Here is an 18156-nt window from a genome sequence, read left to right as displayed (position 1 = left end):
CCGCCCGCGCCCGCGGGCGCGGCCGCGCACCCGCTACCGCACCGCGCTCCGGCCGCCGACCCGCACGACGAGCCCGGCGATCGCCGCGCCCACGAGCGGCGCCACGATGAACACCCACAGCTGCGCGAGCGGGGTCCCGCCGCCGTAGATCGCCGCCGCGATGGACCGCGCCGGGTTCACCGACGTGTTGCTGACCGGGATCGAGATGAGGTGGATCAGCGTCAGCGTGAGTCCGATCGCGATCGCTGCCAGCGCGCGGTACTCGGGCTTCGCCGTCACGGACAGGATCACCCCGAGGAACACGGCCGTCAGCACGACCTCGGTGAGGAACACCGACCAGAGGCCGAATCCACCGGGCGACGCGGAGCCGTAGCCGTTCGACGCGAATCCGGCGTCGTGCGCTGCCGAGAACGCCCCGGGCTTGCCGGCCAGGATCGCCGCGAGGATGCTCGTCGCCACCGCACCACCGACGATCTGCGAGATCCAGTACCCGGCGAGGTGCTTGGCATCGGTGCGACCGGCGACCCAGAGCCCGAGCGACACCGCGGGGTTGAAGTGGCCGCCGGAGATGTGTCCGACGGCGCTGATGCCGGCGACGAGGGTCAGGCCGAACGCGAGCGCGACGCCGAGGAACCCGACGCCGAGCGCGTTTCCAGCATCCGGGAACGCGGCGGCGAACAGCGCGGTGCCGAGCCCGCCGAAGACGAGCAGGAAGGTGCCGAAGAACTCGGCGGCGTAGAGCTGGACCGCGGAGCGCGCCGGGGCGTCCTCGACGATCTGTTCGGAGGTGGATGCTGCGACGGGACGTTCGGAACTCATGACGCTCCTTGCGACGGCGACGGTGACAGTGACAGTGACGATGACGTTCTGCCGGGGCAGACCGGATCGTCTGCCTCGGTCACCTCAGCGAATCACCGGCAGCGCACCCTGTCCGAAGATGACTCACGGTTGCAACACACGTGTCGTCCAACCGTCATCCGATCGGCGGTACTGCAGGCGTCGGTGCATCCGGTCACGGCTGCCGTGCCAGAACTCCACGACGACCGGTTCGAGCCGGTAGGCGACCCACGACGCCGGACGGGACGCGTCGTCGCCGAGGGCCCCGGCAGCGGACAGCAGGTCGTCGAACGTACCGTCGAGCGGCTCGGACTGGTGTGCTGCGGCCGTCGCGGCCCGGGACTTCGGCGACCGGTCGGCGAAGAGCGCGTCGGACTCGTCGTCGGAGAGCACCACGACGACGCCCTCGAACCGCATCTGCTGCATGGTCTCCCGCCAGTACACCTGCAGCGCGGCCGCCGGGTTGGCGGCGAGCTGCCGTCCCTTCGGGCTCTCGGTGGACGACCCGAACACGAGCCCCTCATCGTCGAGCCGCTTGACGTCGACGGTCCTGGCGCTGACGACGCCGTCCGCCGCGGTCGCGAGCGTCATCGACAGCGGTTCGGAGACGTCGTCGGCCGTCGCCAGCCAGGCCCGCGCGGCGGCCATCGGTGTGGCGGGCGGGTCGGTGAACTCGGGGAACGCGAACGACGGGTCGCCGGAGAGGGGTGCGGTTGGCATGCCATCAGCCAACCCCGGTCAGTCCGCCCACGTCCAGGAGACCGGGGGACGTCCGCCGCGCAGGCCCGACGTCGTGGTCGCCGTCGCCCGGACGAGCGCCGCGTTCGTCCGCAGCGCCCGGTTCAGGTTGCCGGGATCGGGGGCGACGCCGGTCACCGCGGTCTGCAGCCGGCTCGCGTCCGCCGTCGTGAACCGCGTTCCGAGGAGGGCACGGGTGAGCGGCAGGTCCCGCCACAAGCGGGTGCGGACGTGGTCGAGTGCGGCCTCGATGATCCGGTCGTGGTCGAACGGGAGGCTCGGCTCGGCTCGGGCAGGCTCGCGCCAGATCGCGGACGGCGCGGCTCCGGTGCCCCCGCCGGATCCCGCCACCACCGCGACGAACGCGATGCTGATCGCCGTCGACCGCGGGTCCCGATCTGGTCCGTCGAACGCACCGATCTGCGCGAGGTGCCGGACCGACGCGTCGTCGATCCCGGTCTTGGTGCGGAGCGCGCGCCGTGCCCCGTCGGTGAGCAGTTCCGTACCGTCCAGGAGCACGCCGGGGAGGGCCTCCTGTCCGGCGTACGGGTCGTACGGCCGGCGCGCGGTGGCGACCCGCAGCCCGTCGCCCGCCGTGAACGACATCGGGACGACGTCGATCGCGATGAGCGGCTGGTCGCGGGCCGCCACGGCGCCGTCCGTCACGCCGATGCCGCCCGGCGTGCGGCGCGGTCGGCGCGCTCGCGGCGGAGGGTCGCACGCACGTCGGCGAAGGACTGGTGCACGAGGAACCGGCCGTCGGTCCAGACCGGCTGGAGCAGGCTCGTCGCCTCGTCCGCCGCGCTCGCCTGGTCGCTCTGCCGGATCTCGCCGGTCTCGTCGCGGTGCAGGGCGATGCGGCCCTTCGCGCTCTTCTTGCCGCTGCCCGTCTTCGGGTCCTTCTGGATGTCGACGGGCTCGCCGTCCACCAGCGCCCACGTCGCCTTCACCGCGCTGCCGAGGTTGTCGCGGGTCATGTACTGGTACGTGTACGACCCGATGCCGAGCACGATGTTGTCGCTCGAGTAGCCCTTGGCCTCGAGGCGCTCGTAGATGCGTCGAGCCCGGTCGAGGGTGATGCTGTCGCCGTAGATCACGCCGATGTGCTGGTCGAGGACCTTGTACCCGGCGTCGTTCACGGTGTGGCCGAAGAGCTCGTCGAGGAGCTCGACGACGCCCTTCTCCTCGTGGCTGCGTGCCGGGTCGGCGAGCGCGTCGGCACCCACCCCGTGCACGGTGCCGGTGACGATGTCGACCGGGTCGCCCGAGTCCGGACGGATGACGAGCTTGCCGTCGCGCCCGGTGATCCGGTCCTTGAGCTGCGGGAGGGTCTCGGTGATGACCTTGAACAGGTCGAAGCCGTCGCTGACCGCCGACACGATGCCCGTCGGGTAGACGTCGAGGATCTGCTCGAACGTCTCGAGCTCCCCGTCGGCCCCGCGGACGCACATCACGCTGTGCTCGGTCGCCGGGACGCTCGCCGCGACCCAGCCGTTGTCGCCCGGGTAGTAGCGGTCGATGAAGTCGAGCGACGGCATCGAGTCGGTGCCGAGGAACGAGAGCAGGTGTCCGGCGCCACCTGCCGCTGCTGACTCGATGCTGGACTGCCCGCGGAACGAGAAGTCGTGCGCGGCGAAGTCGATGCTCTCCGGGACGGCACCGGTGCGCGCCGCCCAGTCCTCCATCAGGTCCCGGTACTCCAGGGCCTTCGTGGCGACGGTCGAGGGGTGCCAGATCGATGCCGACAGGGCGGTCTCGATGTAGTTCGGCAGCCAGAAGAACTCGTCGACGGTGTTCTCGACCGTGAGCGTGGCGACGCCGATCGGCGCGAGGGTCCCCTCGGGCAGCGCCGCGATGGTCAGCGGGAGGTACCCGAGGCGGTGCAGTGCCCTGACGTGGTCGACGCCGATGTGGTTCGGGCCGAAGTAGCCCTGGAGTGCCTGCTGGAACAGGTCGGCGACCTCGTCCTCGTCCGCGGCGAAGAACGGCGCCCATGCCTCGACCAGGGAGCGCTGGATGAACGCCTGCAGGCCGAACACCACGGCGTGCGTGGACTCGGGCATGTGCGCGTTCGAGCGGTTCGTCCAGTTGATGAGGATCCGCGTGGTGCCCTGCGGGTACACCTGCCGGTGCGAGTGCTTGTACCCGTCGACGGCGAGGAGCGGCGCGATGGGGCTCGGGCCGGTGATGCGGGGCTCGATGCCGGCGGTGGTCGTGGTGGTGTCGGTGGTGGTCATCGGATCTGCTCCGTCAGGAAGGGGGTCAGGGGAACGGTCGTGAGCCCGGGCACGTCGGTCTGCGCCGGGTAGGAGTCGGTGGTGACGATCTCGCCGAAGTGCTCGGCGAGCGCCGACGCCCGGCCGGAGAAGACGCCGTGCGAGACCCAGAGGCCGAGGCGTTCCCTCGGCAGGCCCGTCGCGCCGGCGAGGCCCATGAACGTGCCGCCGCCGTCGCAGATGTCGTCGACCACGAGCAGTCGTCCGGACTCGGGGAGGGGCTCGCAGGTGAACCCGTCGAGCTTGCCGGTGTCCGGGTTGCGGTGCTTCTCGGCCTTGAAGACCGGCAGACCGCAGGCGTCCGCGACCGCGGTGGCCCGTGCGACGGCGCCCTTGTCCGGGGCGATGATGCCGACGTAGTCGGAACCGGCGACCACGGCGTCACGGACGACCCGTTCGCTCGTGACGACCGTCAGGTTGTCGACCAGCCCGACGATGACCGGCGAGTGCGGGTCGAAGGCGATGACCTGGTCGATGCCGAAGCCGTTGATGACGTCCGCGTAGACCTTCGCCCCGAAGGGGAGTCCGCGGTCCTGCCGGGCGCCGGGCAGGTACGGGATGAGTGCGACCGACTTCGAGCCGCGCTGTCGCACGGCGTCCGCCCACATGCCGAGCATGAGGAGGTCGTCGCCGCTCGCGCCCCGCAGGGTCGCGATCTCGGTGGTGTCCCCCGTGCCGGCGTCGTCGTTCGCGACCTTGACGTGTGCTTCGCCAGCGGGGAACCGCATGGTGGAGAACGTCGGGGTCACGCTGGTTCCGGAAGCGTTCCGGGTGGTGAGTTCGACTGCCATGACCCGACCGTAGCACGGTAATTGTCAGTGTGACAAGTATCGCTTGGCGATCCGTCGCATCTGCCACAGCAGCAGCGGGCCCGGGAGTCGGAGGAGCGGTCCCGGCACGACGGCCCGGAAGCGCCGGAGCCCCGCGGCCACCCGGTCCCAGCGCCGCTGCTCGCGCGGGCCCCACGCGAAGCCGTACTGCAAGCGGACGGCATCGGGGAGCATCCCGACGGTCACGACCCGCACGAGCGGCATCGCGGCACGGACCCAGAGCGGCGCGAAGCGCGGGTGCAGCAGGTCGCGCACCACGGCCCGCGCGTCGTCGGTGACGTGCAGCCCGGCGAGCGTGCTGGTCCAGTACTCCTCGAACGCGGCGACGGAGTCCGGCCACCGCCCAGCGGGCACCCGGAGCGCCACTCCCAGCGGTTCGTAGGCGTCCAGCACGCGCTGCGCGAGTTCCGGCGGAACCGGGTCACCGAACGCCTCGTGCGCCCGGAGTGCCGAGTCGTACAGCGTCGCCGCCACCCAGAGCTGCCGGTCGGCGTCGTCCGCACCCGTCACGGAGGCGTGGGCACGGTTCACGAACCCGGTTGCGATCGTCGCGTCCGAAGGCGAGCCGAGCACCACCGCGCAGATGTACATGAGCGTGTGGGCGAGCCGCTGCTGCGGCCGCCTGGCGAAGTCCGAGTGCCGGCGGACGCCGGCCGCGACGACCGGATCGGCGATCTGCAGCAGGATCGCACGCCCGCCCGCGACGACGGGGGTGCTGTCCGCCAGGAACCGGTCGAGGACCCGGTCCCGACCACGGGACGGACTGGAGGCTCGGCGCGCGTCCGGCACCGAGCCTCCCGTCCGTCCGCTGGTCACGGTCTCCTGCCCCGCTCGCGTCGGCCCGGCACCACGTCGATCGCGACGGCGCCGGCCAGGGCGGCTGCGCCGCCGACGAGCGCCGTGACGGCGAAGGCGACGCTGCCGACCGTGCCGGTGCTCATCGCGACGAGCGTCGCGACGAGCCAGATCGCTGGGAGCGGCCAGCAGTGCGACGGCGTCGCGGCGATCACGGCGATCAGGACCCCGCCGATCAGCAGGGGCAGCCAGAGGAGGTTCGTGCCGCAGGAGGGGCCGTACGTCGACGGGCCGCAGGCGGTCACACCGGAGCGGACACCCGTGTGCGCCGAGGCGGCCACGAGCAGCAGCGACGCGATCGCCAGCAGCCGCGCGACCGCGGGCATGCCGCGGACACTGGCCTGGACACGACGGAGCACGGCTCGATGGTACCGAGCCGTGCTCCGTGCTCCGTGGTCGATGCGGTGCTGGGCGGTGCCGGCTACAGCGGCTTCGTGCCGAGGTCGTTCCCCAGGTCGGGGAGCTCGGAGTCGTCGTCGTGCTCCCACAGGTCCGGCGAGCCCTCGCGGGGTGCTCCACCGGTGGGGCCGTCGTCGGTGCCGTCACCCGGCTGCGGTTCGACGGTCTCGCCGGCGACGGCGTCGTTCGTCACCGTCTCGAGCGACTCCTCGGTCTCGTCGACCTCGTACGGGCCGACGTGCTCGCGGTCGACGTCGTCGTCGCGGCGCTGCTGCGAGTCGAAGTCGTCGACGGGGCTGATGCCGGGATCGGTCATGGTGCTGCTCCTTCGTGGTCGGGTCGTGCCGGGATCAGGCGCTGACGAACTTCGTGTCGTGGTCGCCGAGGCGGAGCTGTTCCGCCAGGCCCTTCTCGTCGGTCGAGCCCCAGCGCTCGACGATCTTGCCGTCGCGGAACTTCGACACCTGGATGCCGCGCACCGTGAAGTCGCGGCCGGTGGGCTCGTGCCCCTGGAACGGGCCGGTGTGGGTCCCGCGGATGGTGAATACCGCGGTGATGAAGTCGTCCGTCACGACGAGCGGGTCCGGCTCGAGCGACAGGTCGGGGAACGCGGTGGTGAACGCCGTCCAGAAGTCCACGATGCCGGTCAGGCCCGGTGCCTGGTCGGGGGCGGGGTCGTGGTCCACGACGTCCTCTGCCCAGACCTCGGGGAAGCGGTCGAACGCCCGCGCCTCCAGGATCTCGCCGAGTCGCTCCTGTGCCTGCTGGTTCTGTTCCGCCGTCATGGCGCTCCTTCCGTCGGGCCTCCTGGTGTACGCCGGGGCCCTGGCGGGTCGCCCAGGATGTGGGGGACTCAGACGCGTTCGAGCAGGTGCCGTTCGGCGATGTCCGCGAGGGCCAGGGTCCGGTACCCGGCGTCGTCGAAGAAGACGGTGAGTCGGTCGTCCTCGGTGCTCATCACGACGCCCCGACCCCACTCGGTGTGCTCCACCGCTGCGTCGGGCGGCCACTCGGCGTCGTGTGCACCGTCGACGCTCGTGGTCGCGTCCGCGGTCCCGGCCGAGCAGGTGTCGCAGTTCCCGCAGGGCTCGCGGAGCTCGTCGCCGAAGTACCCGAGCAGGAACTGGCGGCGGCACCCGGACGTCTCGGCGAACCGGCGCATCATCGCGATGCGGGACTCCTCGATCGTCACGAGCTGGGCGGCGCGGTCCCGTGCGGCCTTCGCGGCGGCGGACGCGTCGCGCGGGGCGTCGGCCGCGCGTGCCAGCCCGTCGCCGTCGTCCGAGAGGACACCGGCGTCGAGGAGCGCGTTCGCCGCCCGTCCCGCGGTGCGCGCCGACAGTCCGGACGCGTTCGCCAGATCGGCGCGGGCGATCGACCCGGTGGCCGGGACCGCGTCGAACACGGACCGGAGCGATGCCGGACGCGGGCTACCGGAGGCGAAGAACCGCCGGAGCCCGAGGTCTTCCTCGCGGTAGTGCAGCGTGGCGAGCCCCGGGGCACCGTCCCGCCCGGCGCGGCCGATCTCCTGGTGGTAGGCGTCGACGGACTCCGGCACGTCGGCGTGCACCACGAACCGGACGTCCGGCTTGTCGATCCCCATGCCGAACGCACTCGTCGCCACGACGACCTCGACCGATCCGTCGTGGAACCCGGTGAGGACCTGCTCGCGGTCCGCCACCCGCAGTCCGGCGTGGTACGGCTTGGCGACCCGGCCGCGCTCGACGATCTCATCGGCGTACACGAGCGTCTCCGCCCGGGTCGCGACGTAGACGATGCCGGTTCCCTCGAGGCCGGCGACCTGGTCGACGACCGCCTCCCGCTTGCCCTCGTCGTCCCCGTGGCGGCGCACCTCGAGCCGGAGCTCCGGGCGGTCGAAGCCGGTGGCCAGGACGAGCGGGTCGCGCATCCGGAGCCGCTCGACGACGTCGTCACGCACGGGGCCGGAGCCCGTCGCCGTCAGCGCCAGCACCGGCGGGTGGCCGAGGCGCTCGACCACCTCGCCGAGTGCCAGGTAGTCCGGGCGGAAGTCGTGTCCCCACGACGACACGCAGTGCGCCTCGTCGACGGTCACCAGCGCCACGCCGACGTCCAGGAGTCGCTCGATGACGGTGTCCTTCACGAGCTGCTCCGGGGCGAGGAACACGTACCGGACCGCGCCGGCGGCGACGTCGTCCCACGCCTCGGTCAGGTCGCGCGTGCCCTTCGTGGCGTTCACCGTCACGGCGCGAGGAGCGTCCGGGTGCTCGGCGAGACCGACCACCTGGTCCTCCTGCAGGGCGACCAACGGCGAGACGACGACCACCAGGCCGTCGAGGGCGAGTCCGGCGACCTGGTAGATCGCGGACTTGCCGGCGCCGGTGGGCATCACCGCGAGGGCGTCCCTGCCGTCGAGGACCGCGTCGACGACGGTCTCCTGATCGGGGTGGAGGTGCCAGCCGAAGACCTCGGCGGCTCGGGTTCGGAGTCCATCGCGCACCGGATCACCGTGCCGCCCGCTGCCTGGGACGGTTTCCGGGATGCCGTCCCCCGGATCGCGCGTCCATGTGGCGGCGCTAGGCTCTGTCACGGCCGTTGTCTCGACATCGAGCGACCCTCGATGCTGAGCGCTGCGACCTGCGAAACCGATGCCGATCGCACGACGAGTGCGGGAAGAAGAACAGCGTGGATCTTTTCGAGTATCAGGCCAGGGACCTCTTCGAGTCCTACGGCGTCCCTGTTCTGCAGGGGATCATCGCCGACACCCCAGAGGAGGCGAGGGCAGCAGCCGAGGAGATCGGCGGCGTCGTCGTCGTGAAGGCCCAGGTGAAGGTCGGCGGCCGCGGCAAGGCGGGCGGCGTGAAGGTCGCGAAGACCCCCGACGAGGCGTTCGAGCACGCGCAGGCGATCCTCGGCCTCGACATCAAGGGCCACACCGTCGAGCGCGTCATGATCGCGCAGGGTGCGGACATCGCCGAGGAGTTCTACTTCTCGGTGCTCCTCGACCGCGCGAACCGCTCCTACCTGTCGCTCGTGAGCGTCGAGGGCGGCATGGAGATCGAGCAGCTCGCGGTCGAGAAGCCCGAGGCGCTCGCCCGCGTCGAGGTCGATCCGTTGACGGGCATCGACGAGGCGAAGGGCAAGGAGCTCGCCGTCGCTGCTGGCTTCCCGGCCGAGCTCGTCGACCAGGTCGCGAACGTCTTCGTGAAGCTCTACGACGTCTACAAGGGCGAGGACGCCACCCTGGTCGAGGTGAACCCCCTCGTCCGCACCGGTGACGGCCAGATCCTGGCGCTCGACGGCAAGGTCTCGCTCGACGAGAACGCGGACTTCCGCCACGAGGCCCACAAGGCGCTCGAGGACACCGCGAGCGAGGACCCGCTCGAGGCCAAGGCGAAGGCCCACGGCCTCAACTACGTCAAGCTCGACGGCCAGGTCGGCGTCATCGGCAACGGCGCAGGGCTCGTCATGTCGACGCTCGACGTCGTCGCCTACGCCGGTGAGCGCCACGGCGGTGTGAAGCCCGCCAACTTCCTCGACATCGGCGGCGGCGCATCGGCAGAGGTCATGGCGAACGGCCTCGACGTGATCCTCGGCGACCCGCAGGTGAAGAGCGTCTTCGTGAACGTCTTCGGCGGCATCACCGCATGCGACGCCGTCGCGAACGGCATCGTCGCCGCGCTCGGCATCCTCGGCGACGCGGCCACCAAGCCGCTCGTCGTGCGCCTCGACGGCAACAACGTGGAAGAGGGTCGCCGGATCCTGGCGGAGGCGGCGCACCCGCTCGTCACCGTCGCCGCGACCATGGACGACGCGGCCGAGCAGGCCGCCGAACTCGCTGCAGCAGCGGCCTGAAGGGACTGACCATGTCGATCTTCCTCAACAAGGACTCCAAGGTCATCGTCCAGGGCATCACCGGCGGCGAGGGCACGAAGCACACCGCGCTCATGCTCAAGGCCGGCACCCAGGTCGTCGGCGGCGTGAACGCCCGCAAGGCCGGCACGACCGTCACCCACGGCGACGTCACCCTGCCGGTCTTCGGCTCGGTGCGTGAGGCCATCGACACCACGGGTGCCGACGTCTCGATCGTCTTCGTCCCGCCGGCGTTCGCGAAGGACGCAGTGCTCGAAGCGATCGACGCGGAGATCCCGCTGGTCGTCGTGATCACCGAGGGCATCCCCGTGCAGGACTCCGCGGAGTTCTGGGCGCACGCCAAGGCCAAGGGCGGGACGACCCGCATCATCGGCCCGAACTGCCCCGGCATCATCACCCCGGGGGAGTCGCTCGTCGGCATCACCCCGGCGACGATCACCGGCAAGGGACCGATCGGCCTCGTGTCCAAGTCGGGCACCCTGACCTACCAGATGATGTACGAGCTCCGTGACCTGGGCTTCTCGACCGCCATCGGCATCGGCGGCGACCCGGTCATCGGCACGACGCACATCGACGCGCTCGCCGCGTTCGAGGCCGACCCCGAGACCGAGGCGATCGTGATGATCGGCGAGATCGGTGGCGACGCCGAGGAGCGCGCGGCTGACTACATCAAGGCGCACGTCACGAAGCCGGTCGTCGGCTACGTCGCGGGCTTCACCGCTCCCGAAGGCAAGACGATGGGCCACGCGGGCGCGATCGTGTCCGGCTCCGCCGGCACGGCCGAGGCGAAGAAGCAGGCGCTCGAGGCCGCGGGCGTCAAGGTCGGCAAGACGCCGTCCGAGACGGCTGCGCTGCTGCGCGAGGTGGTCGCCGCCCGGTAGTGGGTCGCGTCCACGTCAGGACGGCCGGGAGGCTCGGTGCGGGTTCCGCACCGAGCCTCCCGTCGTTCCCGGCCACCGGTAGCATCGCGGCGTGGGGGAGCAGCGCGCGCGTCGACCGGGTCCCGCCCGGCCGTGGATCGTGGCGGGTGCGGCGTCGGGCGTGATCGCACTCGTCGCCCTCGTCTCTCCGCTGCGGTCGTCGGTGACCGGCAACGTGCCCGTGTGGTTCCTCGCCGTCGTCCTGCTGGCGACCGGCGCATGGTTCGTCGTCTACGCGGTCATCGCCAGACCCCGTCGTGCGGGTGACGTCCCACTCGACCCGGAGGCGACCTCGATGCCACGGGACCCGGCGATCTACGACCCGGCGGACTACGAGCCCCGGCCCGGGTACGTCACGGACGTGTCGGGTCGGACGAACACGACGCCGATCTCGACCGTGGTCGCGATCGTCGCCGGGTTCGCGACGATGCTCGTGTCGGGGGTCTTCGACGTCGGCAAGCCGGTGGCGTACGGCTTCGCGGCGATCGTCGCCGTGGTGACCTCGCAGGTGTGGTCGCTCACCGGACGGCGCGCACGCTCCACAGCGCCTCGCCGCCTCTGACTCTCCACAGGAGCCGCGCGGCAACGCCGGACTCGACTGGTCGCCACGTATCCTCACTGCGATGAACCGCCTGGGAACCGCACTGCTCGCCGCTGTCGAAGCGATCGTGACGGTCGGCGTGGGCGTCGGGATCGCGCTCGTGCCACTGACGCTGCTCTGGGGCTTCGAGTACGGCCTGCAGGTCGACTGGGACGTGTTCTGGAAGGCCGCGGGCAGCGTCTGGCTCGTCGGGCACGGTGTCGACGTGACGTTCGTGCTCGGGGCCGCCACCGCGAAGGCCTCCGGGGTCAGCGGCGCTGCCGACCCGATCTCGGTGACACTCGCGGCACTCGGGTTCGCACTCGTCACGGCATGGCTCGGCGGGCGTGCCGGACGACGCTTCGCCGAGACGGAACACCGCGTCACGGGCGTGCTCGTCGGCACCGGGGTGGTCGCCGCCCTCGGGCTCGGCCTCGCCCTGTCGTCCACGTCCGCGGCGACGCAGCCGACCGTGTGGCAGGCCGTGGTGTTCCCGGCGCTGTGGTTCGGCATCCCGGCGCTCGTCGCGGCAGAGGTCTGTCGTCGTCGTCGCTCCGTGCCGGCCGATCCGGTCACCGCGTGGGTCGTCGGACAGCTCGACCGCGTGCCGGCGGTGTGGCGTTCCGTCGCGGGCTTCGGGCTGCGCGCGGGCACCGCTGCGAGCGCGATGGTCGTCGCTGCCGCCGCGGTCGTCGTCGGCTTCCTGCTCTTCGGCTCCTTCGCCGAGGTCATCACCCTGTACGAGCGCTCGCACGCCGGGGTCGTCGGCGGGATCTCGCTGACGATCGGGCAGCTGGCGTTCCTGCCGGACTTCGTCGGCTGGGCGACGTCGTGGCTCGTCGGCCCCGGGTTCGCCATCGGCACCGGCTCCAGCGTCTCGCCGATCGGCACCACCCTCGGCCCCATCCCGAGCATCCCCGTGTTCGGTGCGCTGCCGTCGTCCGGGCACACGTTCGGCCTGCTGTGGGTGCTCGTCCCCGTCCTCGCCGGGTTCGCGGTCGGCGGCTTGCTGCGACCGCGCCTGGTCCGGGCACTCGGGTCCGAGGACAGTGCGCTGCACCGGGCTGCCGGCGGACTCGCGACCGGCATCGTCGCCGGTGTGCTCACCGGGCTCGTCGCCTGGTTGTCGTCCGGGTCCTTCGGGCCGGGTCGTCTGGCCGACGTCGGACCGCACGCCCTGGTCGTCGGGTCGCTCGCCGCGCTCGAGGTCGGCGTCCCCGCGATCGTCGCCCTCGCCGTCGGGCAGGACCTCGTGCGGATGCCCGAGCGCACCTGGACCCGCGAGCGGTGGCACGAGTCCGAGGACGACCAGGACGCTGCATCCGTGCAGGCGGAGGGCTCGCTGCTCGACGCGCTCGACCGTGCGGGCGCCGGGCGGACGACCGACGTGCACCGCTTCGTGGTCGAGGAAGCGCACGACGGTGCCCACCCCGCGGACGTGCCGTCGCGAGCCGGAGTGCCGGAGCCGGGCGATGCGGTGACCGAGACCATCGAGGACGACGTGCGGGGCGAGGCGGACGGACCACGGGCCTCCCGTCCGGCGTCGGCCCCGGAACACGACGCTGATGCCGATGTGGAGATCCCCGAGTGGGCGCGCACCGGTGCCGTCGTGTCCCCGACGACCGCGCCGGCGTCGTCCGAGCCGCTCCGCCGAGGCAGCAGCATCCGCGACCGCCTGCGTGGCGCTGCCGACGGCGTCCGCGGACGTGCCGGCGACCTGCGTGAGCGGGCCAGCGGGATCCGCGACCGAGCCGGAGACCTGCGCGACCGGGTGACGGGTGCGGATGCCGAGCGGCCGGACAGCGCACCGGACGACCGCCCGGACCGGCACCGTCCCGAGCGGCCCGAGGTCGCCGGCGCACGTGACGAACAGCCGGCGTTCCCCTGGAGCACCGAGGAATTCGTCGCCGGCCGCGATGACGTGGACGAACAGCCGGCACTGCGCCCATCGAGCACCGAGGAGTTCGTCGCCGGCCGCGATGACGTGGACGAACACCCCGCCGTCCCGGTGGCACCGCCCGCGAAGCCGCGGTGGGACGCCACCGACCAGATCGCCGAGGACGAACTGCCGTGGTGGCGCCGTCCCAAGGACGACCGGGCGTAGCAGCGCAGCACCGCCGGTAGGCTTGTCCCCGTGCTCGAACTGGTGGTCCTGATCTCCGGTGCCGGATCGAACCTCCGGGCCCTGCTCGAAGCGACCCGCGATGCGGAGTACCCCGCGCGGGTCGTCGCCATCGGGGCCGACCGTGACGCCGAGGGACTCGGTCTCGGCGAGGAGTACTCGATCCCGACCTTCACGGTGCCCTTCTCCCGGTACGAGACCCGTGCCGAGTGGGGTCAGGCACTCGCGGAGCAGATCCGACCCTGGTCGCCGGACCTGCTCGTGCTCTCCGGACTGATGCGCCTGCTGCCGCCGGCAGTCGTGTCCGAGTTCGGTCCCGCGATCATCAACACGCACCCCGCGTACCTGCCGGAGTTCCCCGGCGCCCACGGCGTGCGTGACGCGCTGGCCGCCGGCGTCGAGCGGACCGGTGCGAGCGTCATCAAGGTCGACGACGGCGTCGACAGCGGGCCGATCCTCGCCCAGGAGCGCGTCCCCGTGCTCCCCGGCGACTCCGAGTCGACGCTGCACGACCGCATCAAGCCGGTCGAACGGCGTCTGCTCATCCAGACCATCCTCGACATCGCCAACGGCACCACCGACCTGAAGGGCACCACGAGCGCATGAGCGTGCACGCAGCCGACCCCAGCCTGTACCGCGACCGGGACGTCGTGCCCGTGCGTCGCGCGCTCATCTCGGTGAGCGACAAGTCCGGCCTGCTCGAGCTCGCCGGTGCCCTCGCCGACTCCGGCGTCGAGATCGTGTCGACGGGGTCCACCGCGCAGACGATCCGTGACGCGGGCTACGCCGTGACCGACGTCGCGAGCGTGACGGGCTTCCCCGAGTCGCTCGACGGTCGCGTGAAGACCCTGCACCCGTCGGTGCACGCCGGGCTCCTCGCCGACCTGCGCCTCGAGTCGCACGAGCAGCAGCTCGGCGAGCTCGGCATCGAGCCGTTCCAGCTCGTCGTCGTGAACCTGTACCCCTTCGTCGAGACCGTTGCGTCGGGTGCCGACACCGCGACCGTCGTCGAGAACGTCGACATCGGCGGCCCGGCGATGGTCCGCGCGTCGGCGAAGAACCACCCGAACGTGGCGATCGTCGTGTCGCCGTCGTCCTACGCCGAGGTCGTCGAGGCCGTCCGTGCGGGCGGCACCTCGCTCGAGCTCCGGAAGCGCCTCGCCGCGCAGGCGTTCGCGCACACGGCCGCGTACGACACCGCGGTGGCGTCGTACTTCGCGTCCGACGTGGTCGCAGCCGCAGGGGACGACATCGAGACCCCGGGCGCGTTCGACGAGACGCTGTCGCTCGGCGGTTCGCTGCACGCGACCCTGCGCTACGGCGAGAACGCGCACCAGGCGGCGGCGCTCTACACCTCCGAGGGCGGCACCGGCATCGCGCAGGCGACGCAGCTGCACGGCAAGGAGATGTCGTACAACAACTACGTCGACGCCGACGCCGCCGTCCGTGCGGCGTTCGACTTCGACTCGCCCGCGGTGGCGATCATCAAGCACGCGAACCCCTGCGGCATCGCGATCGCGCCCGTCGACGCGGCGGACCCCATCGCCGCCGCCCACGCCGCCGCGCACGCATGCGACCCGCTGTCGGCGTTCGGGGGCGTCATCGCCGCGAACCGTCCCGTCACGGTCGCGATGGCCGAGACCGTGCAGGACATCTTCACCGAGGTCGTCGTCGCACCCGGGTTCGACCCCGAGGCACTCGAGATCCTGTCGCGCAAGAAGAACATCCGCCTGCTCACGCTGCCCGCCGACTTCGCGCTCGCCCCGCGGGAGGTCAAGCAGATCTCCGGCGGCTTCCTCGTGCAGGACGCCGACCGCTTCACCGCGTTCGACCAGTCCACGTGGAATCTCGTCTCCGGTGAACCCGCTGACGACGCCACCCTGGCGGACCTGGCGTTCGCATGGAAGGCCTCGCGCGCGGTGAAGTCGAACGGGATCCTGCTCGCGAACGCCGGTGCGTCCGTCGGAGTCGGCATGGGGCAGGTCAACCGGGTCGACTCGTGCCACCTCGCCGTGAACCGTGCCGGGGACCGCGCTGCCGGGTCGGTCGCCGCCTCGGACGCCTTCTTCCCGTTCGCCGACGGGCTCCAGGTGCTGCTCGACGCCGGTGTGCGTGCGGTGGCGCAGCCCGGGGGCAGCGTCCGCGACGAGGAGGTCATCGCCGCGGCGAAGGCGGCCGGCGTCACGATGTACTTCACGGGCGAGCGCCACTTCTTCCACTGAGGCCGCGGGCCCGGGTACCTCGGGGTCGGTCAGATCGCACTTCGTGTCGGTACGGCCACGGCCGATCCGACACGAAGGGCGATCTCACGGCTGGGGCGGGGCGGGTGGGACGGGTGGGACGTGGCAGCGAGGGCAGCGCCGCCCAGGCTTTCGTCCACGGATTTGGCAAAAGCGACCGAAGCCTATTGCGCGCTGAGAGTCGCTGCGAATAGTCTGTAAGGCTCCGCGACAGGCACGCCGACGACTCCCAGGAGCCGGCGGCACCGCGGACACAACGGTGACGAAGACGACGACTGGAGTGACGATGAACACGACGACCGGAACAGTGGCGACGGCTGCCCGGGCAGGTCTCGTGTCCCTCGTGGGGACCACTCCCGCTCCGCGACCCCGACGGGCCGCGGCCGCCGCCTAGCCAGGCCGTTCCCACGGCCTCGCGGCGCCGCGACTGCACACGACAGCAGCTCGGCGTCCGCGAACCACCCGCTGAGAACCCGGGGGACGAGTGTCCCTCGGCGCCTACCGGCCCGACCGACGTCACGGAAGTGACGGCGGTGGCGCGCGACCACGCGCCCGGCTGATGATGACCACGCAACGCACACCGAGCCTCCAGGCCGGTCCGAGCAACCGACGGACCGACCTGCCCGTCTCGGCAGACGCATGAGGACGCAACGCATGTCCAAGTCGCCCACCACGGCGCGCCCGTCCACCTTCCGTGCCATCGCGCGGATCTACCCCTACGTGAAGCCCTACCAGGGCCGCCTCATCGCCGGCATGGCCGCGGCGATGGGTGCCTCCCTGGTGGCGCTCGCCATCCCCTACGTCCTGCAGTGGCTCGTCGACGGGCCGCTGTCTTCGAAGGACTCCGCCCAGATCTGGCCGGCCGGCCTCGGCGTGCTCGCCCTCGGCGTGCTCGAGGCGTTCTTCATCGCCTCGCGCCGCCGGATGGTGATGCGCCCGTCGACCCGCATCGAGACCAGCATGCGGAACGCGCTGTACGCCAAGTTGCAGGACCTGCCCGTGGCGTTCCACGACCGCTGGGAGTCCGGGCAGCTGCTGTCCCGCTCGGTGTCCGACCTGTCGCTGATCCGTCGGTGGCTGGCGTTCGGCGTCGTGCTGCTCGTGGTGAACATCGTCACGATCGTCGTCGGCTTCGTCGTGCTGTTCACCTTCGGGTGGCTGCTCGGGCTGATCTTCCTCATCGCCTCGATCCCGCTCTGGATCAACGGGCTGCTGTTCGAACGCCGGTACTCCGTCGTCGCGCGCCGCAGCCAGGACCAGGTCGGCGACCTCGCGACCAGCGTCGAGCAGTCGGTGCACGGCATCCGCGTGCTCAAGGCGTTCGGTCGCGGCGGCTACAAGCTCGAGGAGTTCAGCGAGCAGGCCGAGGCGCTCCGTGGCACGGAGATCAAGAAGGCGAAGGCCATCGCGAGCATCTGGCTGTGGCTGCTGCTCGTGCCGGACGTCGCGTTCGCGCTGTGCCTGCTCGCCGGCATCTACCTGGCGAGCCAGGGGCAGCTCAGCGTCGGGCAGCTGTTCGCGTTCTTCGCGACGGCGACGGTGCTGCGGTTCCCGATCGAGTCGATCGGCTTCCTGCTCTCGATGACGTTCGACACCCGCACGGCGGTCGACCGCTTCTTCGAGGTCATGGACTCCGAGAACACGATCACCGACCCGGAGCACCCGAAGACGATCGCCGAGCCGCACGGGGCGCTGTCCTTCAACGCGGTGCACTTCCGGTACCAGGACTCGGCGCCGCAGTACGCGGACCTGATCAACGGCGTCGAGCTGCAGCTGCAGCCCGGCGAGACGATGGCGCTCGTCGGCCTGACCGGGTGCGGCAAGACGACGCTCCTCTCGCTCGTGCCACGGCTCTACGACGTGACGGGTGGATCGGTGACGATCGACGGCGTCGACATCCGCGACCTGACCCGCGAGGAACTGCGTCGCCACGTCGGTGTCGCCTTCGAGGACGCCACCCTGTTCTCGACGACGGTGCGGCAGAACGTGCTGCTCGGTCGCCCCGACGTGGAGGGCGAAGAAGCCGAGGCGCTCATGCGCGAGGCTCTCGACATCGCGCAGGCGTCCTTCGTGGACGACCTGCCCGACGGCGTCGACACCCGCGTCGGGGAAGAGGGGCTCTCGCTGTCCGGTGGGCAGCGGCAGCGTCTGGCACTGGCCCGCGCGATCGCCGCACGACCGTCGGTGCTGGTCCTCGACGACCCGCTGTCCGCGCTCGACGTCGACACCGAGGCACGGGTCGAGGCAGGACTCCGCCGGGTCCTCGCCGAGACCACGTCGCTCATCGTCGCGCACCGTCCGTCCACCGTGACGCTCGCCGACCGGGTGGCGCTCATGGAGAACGGCGTCATCACCGCGGTCGGCACCCACTCGGAGCTGATGGCCACCAACGAGCACTACCGCTACGTCATCTCGTCGCTCGACGACGACGACGCGACCACCCGAGAGGAGGCGATGGCATGAGCCAGCAGACAGACCAGAACCTGCCTGGAGGCACGGCACCGGTC

Annotated in this window: 17 protein-coding genes; 7 read left to right on the top strand and 10 right to left on the bottom strand. The window is 71.5% G+C overall.

All coding sequences use genetic code 11. The features are described from left to right. Nucleotides 1-33 precede the first annotated feature (33 nt). The 10 genes from aqpZ to ACO0E1_RS06805 form a co-directional block, all read right to left on the bottom strand. Nucleotides 34-819, bottom strand: coding sequence for an aquaporin Z (aqpZ, locus tag ACO0E1_RS06850; protein WP_422873516.1), 786 nt, complete (start codon nt 817-819; stop codon nt 34-36). Nucleotides 820-942: 123 nt separating this feature from the next. Beyond that, complete coding sequence (locus ACO0E1_RS06845; RefSeq protein ID WP_402727204.1) at nt 943-1557, bottom strand: pyridoxal 5'-phosphate synthase; 615 nt, start codon at nt 1555-1557, stop codon at nt 943-945. 18 nt (nt 1558-1575) lie between these two features. Then, nucleotides 1576-2226, bottom strand: a complete 651-nt coding sequence (locus tag ACO0E1_RS06840; protein ID WP_422873515.1) for an NUDIX hydrolase — start codon at nt 2224-2226, stop codon at nt 1576-1578. 11 nt (nt 2227-2237) lie between these two features. Next, a complete protein-coding gene (locus ACO0E1_RS06835) occupies nt 2238-3812 on the bottom strand; it encodes a nicotinate phosphoribosyltransferase (protein ID WP_422873514.1) in 1575 nt (524 codons plus the stop codon). Beyond that, nucleotides 3809-4642 carry a ribose-phosphate pyrophosphokinase gene (locus ACO0E1_RS06830; RefSeq protein WP_422873513.1) on the bottom strand — a complete coding sequence of 278 codons (834 nt, stop codon included), beginning with the start codon at nt 4640-4642 and terminating at the stop codon, nt 3809-3811. Before ACO0E1_RS06830 ends, ACO0E1_RS06835 begins: the two co-directional genes overlap by 4 nt. 24 nt (nt 4643-4666) lie before the next feature. Next, nucleotides 4667-5497, bottom strand: a complete 831-nt coding sequence (locus tag ACO0E1_RS06825; RefSeq protein WP_422873512.1) for an oxygenase MpaB family protein — start codon at nt 5495-5497, stop codon at nt 4667-4669. Further along, complete coding sequence (locus tag ACO0E1_RS06820; RefSeq protein ID WP_422873511.1) at nt 5494-5895, bottom strand: hypothetical protein; 402 nt, start codon at nt 5893-5895, stop codon at nt 5494-5496. Before ACO0E1_RS06820 ends, ACO0E1_RS06825 begins: the two co-directional genes overlap by 4 nt. 62 nt (nt 5896-5957) lie before the next feature. Beyond that, nucleotides 5958-6251 (bottom strand): hypothetical protein, encoded by a 294-nt coding sequence (locus ACO0E1_RS06815; protein WP_422873510.1) that lies wholly within the window; start codon nt 6249-6251, stop codon nt 5958-5960. Nucleotides 6252-6285: 34 nt separating this feature from the next. Continuing rightward, a complete protein-coding gene (locus tag ACO0E1_RS06810) occupies nt 6286-6720 on the bottom strand; it encodes an ester cyclase (protein ID WP_422873509.1) in 435 nt (144 codons plus the stop codon). A gap of 68 nt (nt 6721-6788) precedes the next feature. Next, nucleotides 6789-8414 carry a RecQ family ATP-dependent DNA helicase gene (locus ACO0E1_RS06805; protein ID WP_422873508.1) on the bottom strand — a complete coding sequence of 542 codons (1626 nt, stop codon included), beginning with the start codon at nt 8412-8414 and terminating at the stop codon, nt 6789-6791. Nucleotides 8415-8599: 185 nt separating this feature from the next. Here ACO0E1_RS06805 and sucC point away from each other — a divergent pair, with 185 nt between their 5' ends. The 7 genes from sucC to ACO0E1_RS06770 all read left to right on the top strand — a co-directional run bounded on the left by sucC (nt 8600) and on the right by ACO0E1_RS06770 (nt 18112). Further along, entirely contained in the window at nt 8600-9769 is a 1170-nt protein-coding gene (gene sucC, locus ACO0E1_RS06800; protein WP_422873507.1) for an ADP-forming succinate--CoA ligase subunit beta, read from the top strand. 11 nt (nt 9770-9780) lie between these two features. Next, nucleotides 9781-10668, top strand: coding sequence for a succinate--CoA ligase subunit alpha (gene sucD / locus ACO0E1_RS06795; protein WP_281265938.1), 888 nt, complete (start codon nt 9781-9783; stop codon nt 10666-10668). A 91-nt stretch (nt 10669-10759) separates the two neighbouring features. After that, entirely contained in the window at nt 10760-11269 is a 510-nt protein-coding gene (locus ACO0E1_RS06790; RefSeq protein ID WP_422873506.1) for a hypothetical protein, read from the top strand. Nucleotides 11270-11330: 61 nt separating this feature from the next. Further along, nucleotides 11331-13391 (top strand): cell division protein PerM, encoded by a 2061-nt coding sequence (locus ACO0E1_RS06785; RefSeq protein WP_422873505.1) that lies wholly within the window; start codon nt 11331-11333, stop codon nt 13389-13391. A gap of 30 nt (nt 13392-13421) precedes the next feature. Continuing rightward, nucleotides 13422-14015 (top strand): phosphoribosylglycinamide formyltransferase, encoded by a 594-nt coding sequence (purN, locus tag ACO0E1_RS06780; RefSeq protein ID WP_422873504.1) that lies wholly within the window; start codon nt 13422-13424, stop codon nt 14013-14015. Continuing rightward, nucleotides 14012-15631 (top strand): bifunctional phosphoribosylaminoimidazolecarboxamide formyltransferase/IMP cyclohydrolase, encoded by a 1620-nt coding sequence (gene purH, locus ACO0E1_RS06775; RefSeq protein ID WP_422873503.1) that lies wholly within the window; start codon nt 14012-14014, stop codon nt 15629-15631. The genes purN and purH overlap by 4 nt, the downstream gene beginning before the upstream one ends. A 672-nt stretch (nt 15632-16303) precedes the next feature. Beyond that, nucleotides 16304-18112, top strand: a complete 1809-nt coding sequence (locus ACO0E1_RS06770; protein WP_422873502.1) for an ABC transporter ATP-binding protein — start codon at nt 16304-16306, stop codon at nt 18110-18112. The last annotated feature ends 44 nt before the right edge of the window (nt 18113-18156 follow it).

Origin of the sequence: Curtobacterium guangdongense (assembly GCF_049341845.1) — a bacterium.
In the GTDB taxonomy this organism is placed as follows: Bacteria; Actinomycetota; Actinomycetes; order Actinomycetales; family Microbacteriaceae; genus Curtobacterium; species Curtobacterium guangdongense.
The sequence above is the reverse complement of the archived record's forward strand: the minus strand, read 5'-3'. Positions and strand labels throughout refer to the sequence as shown.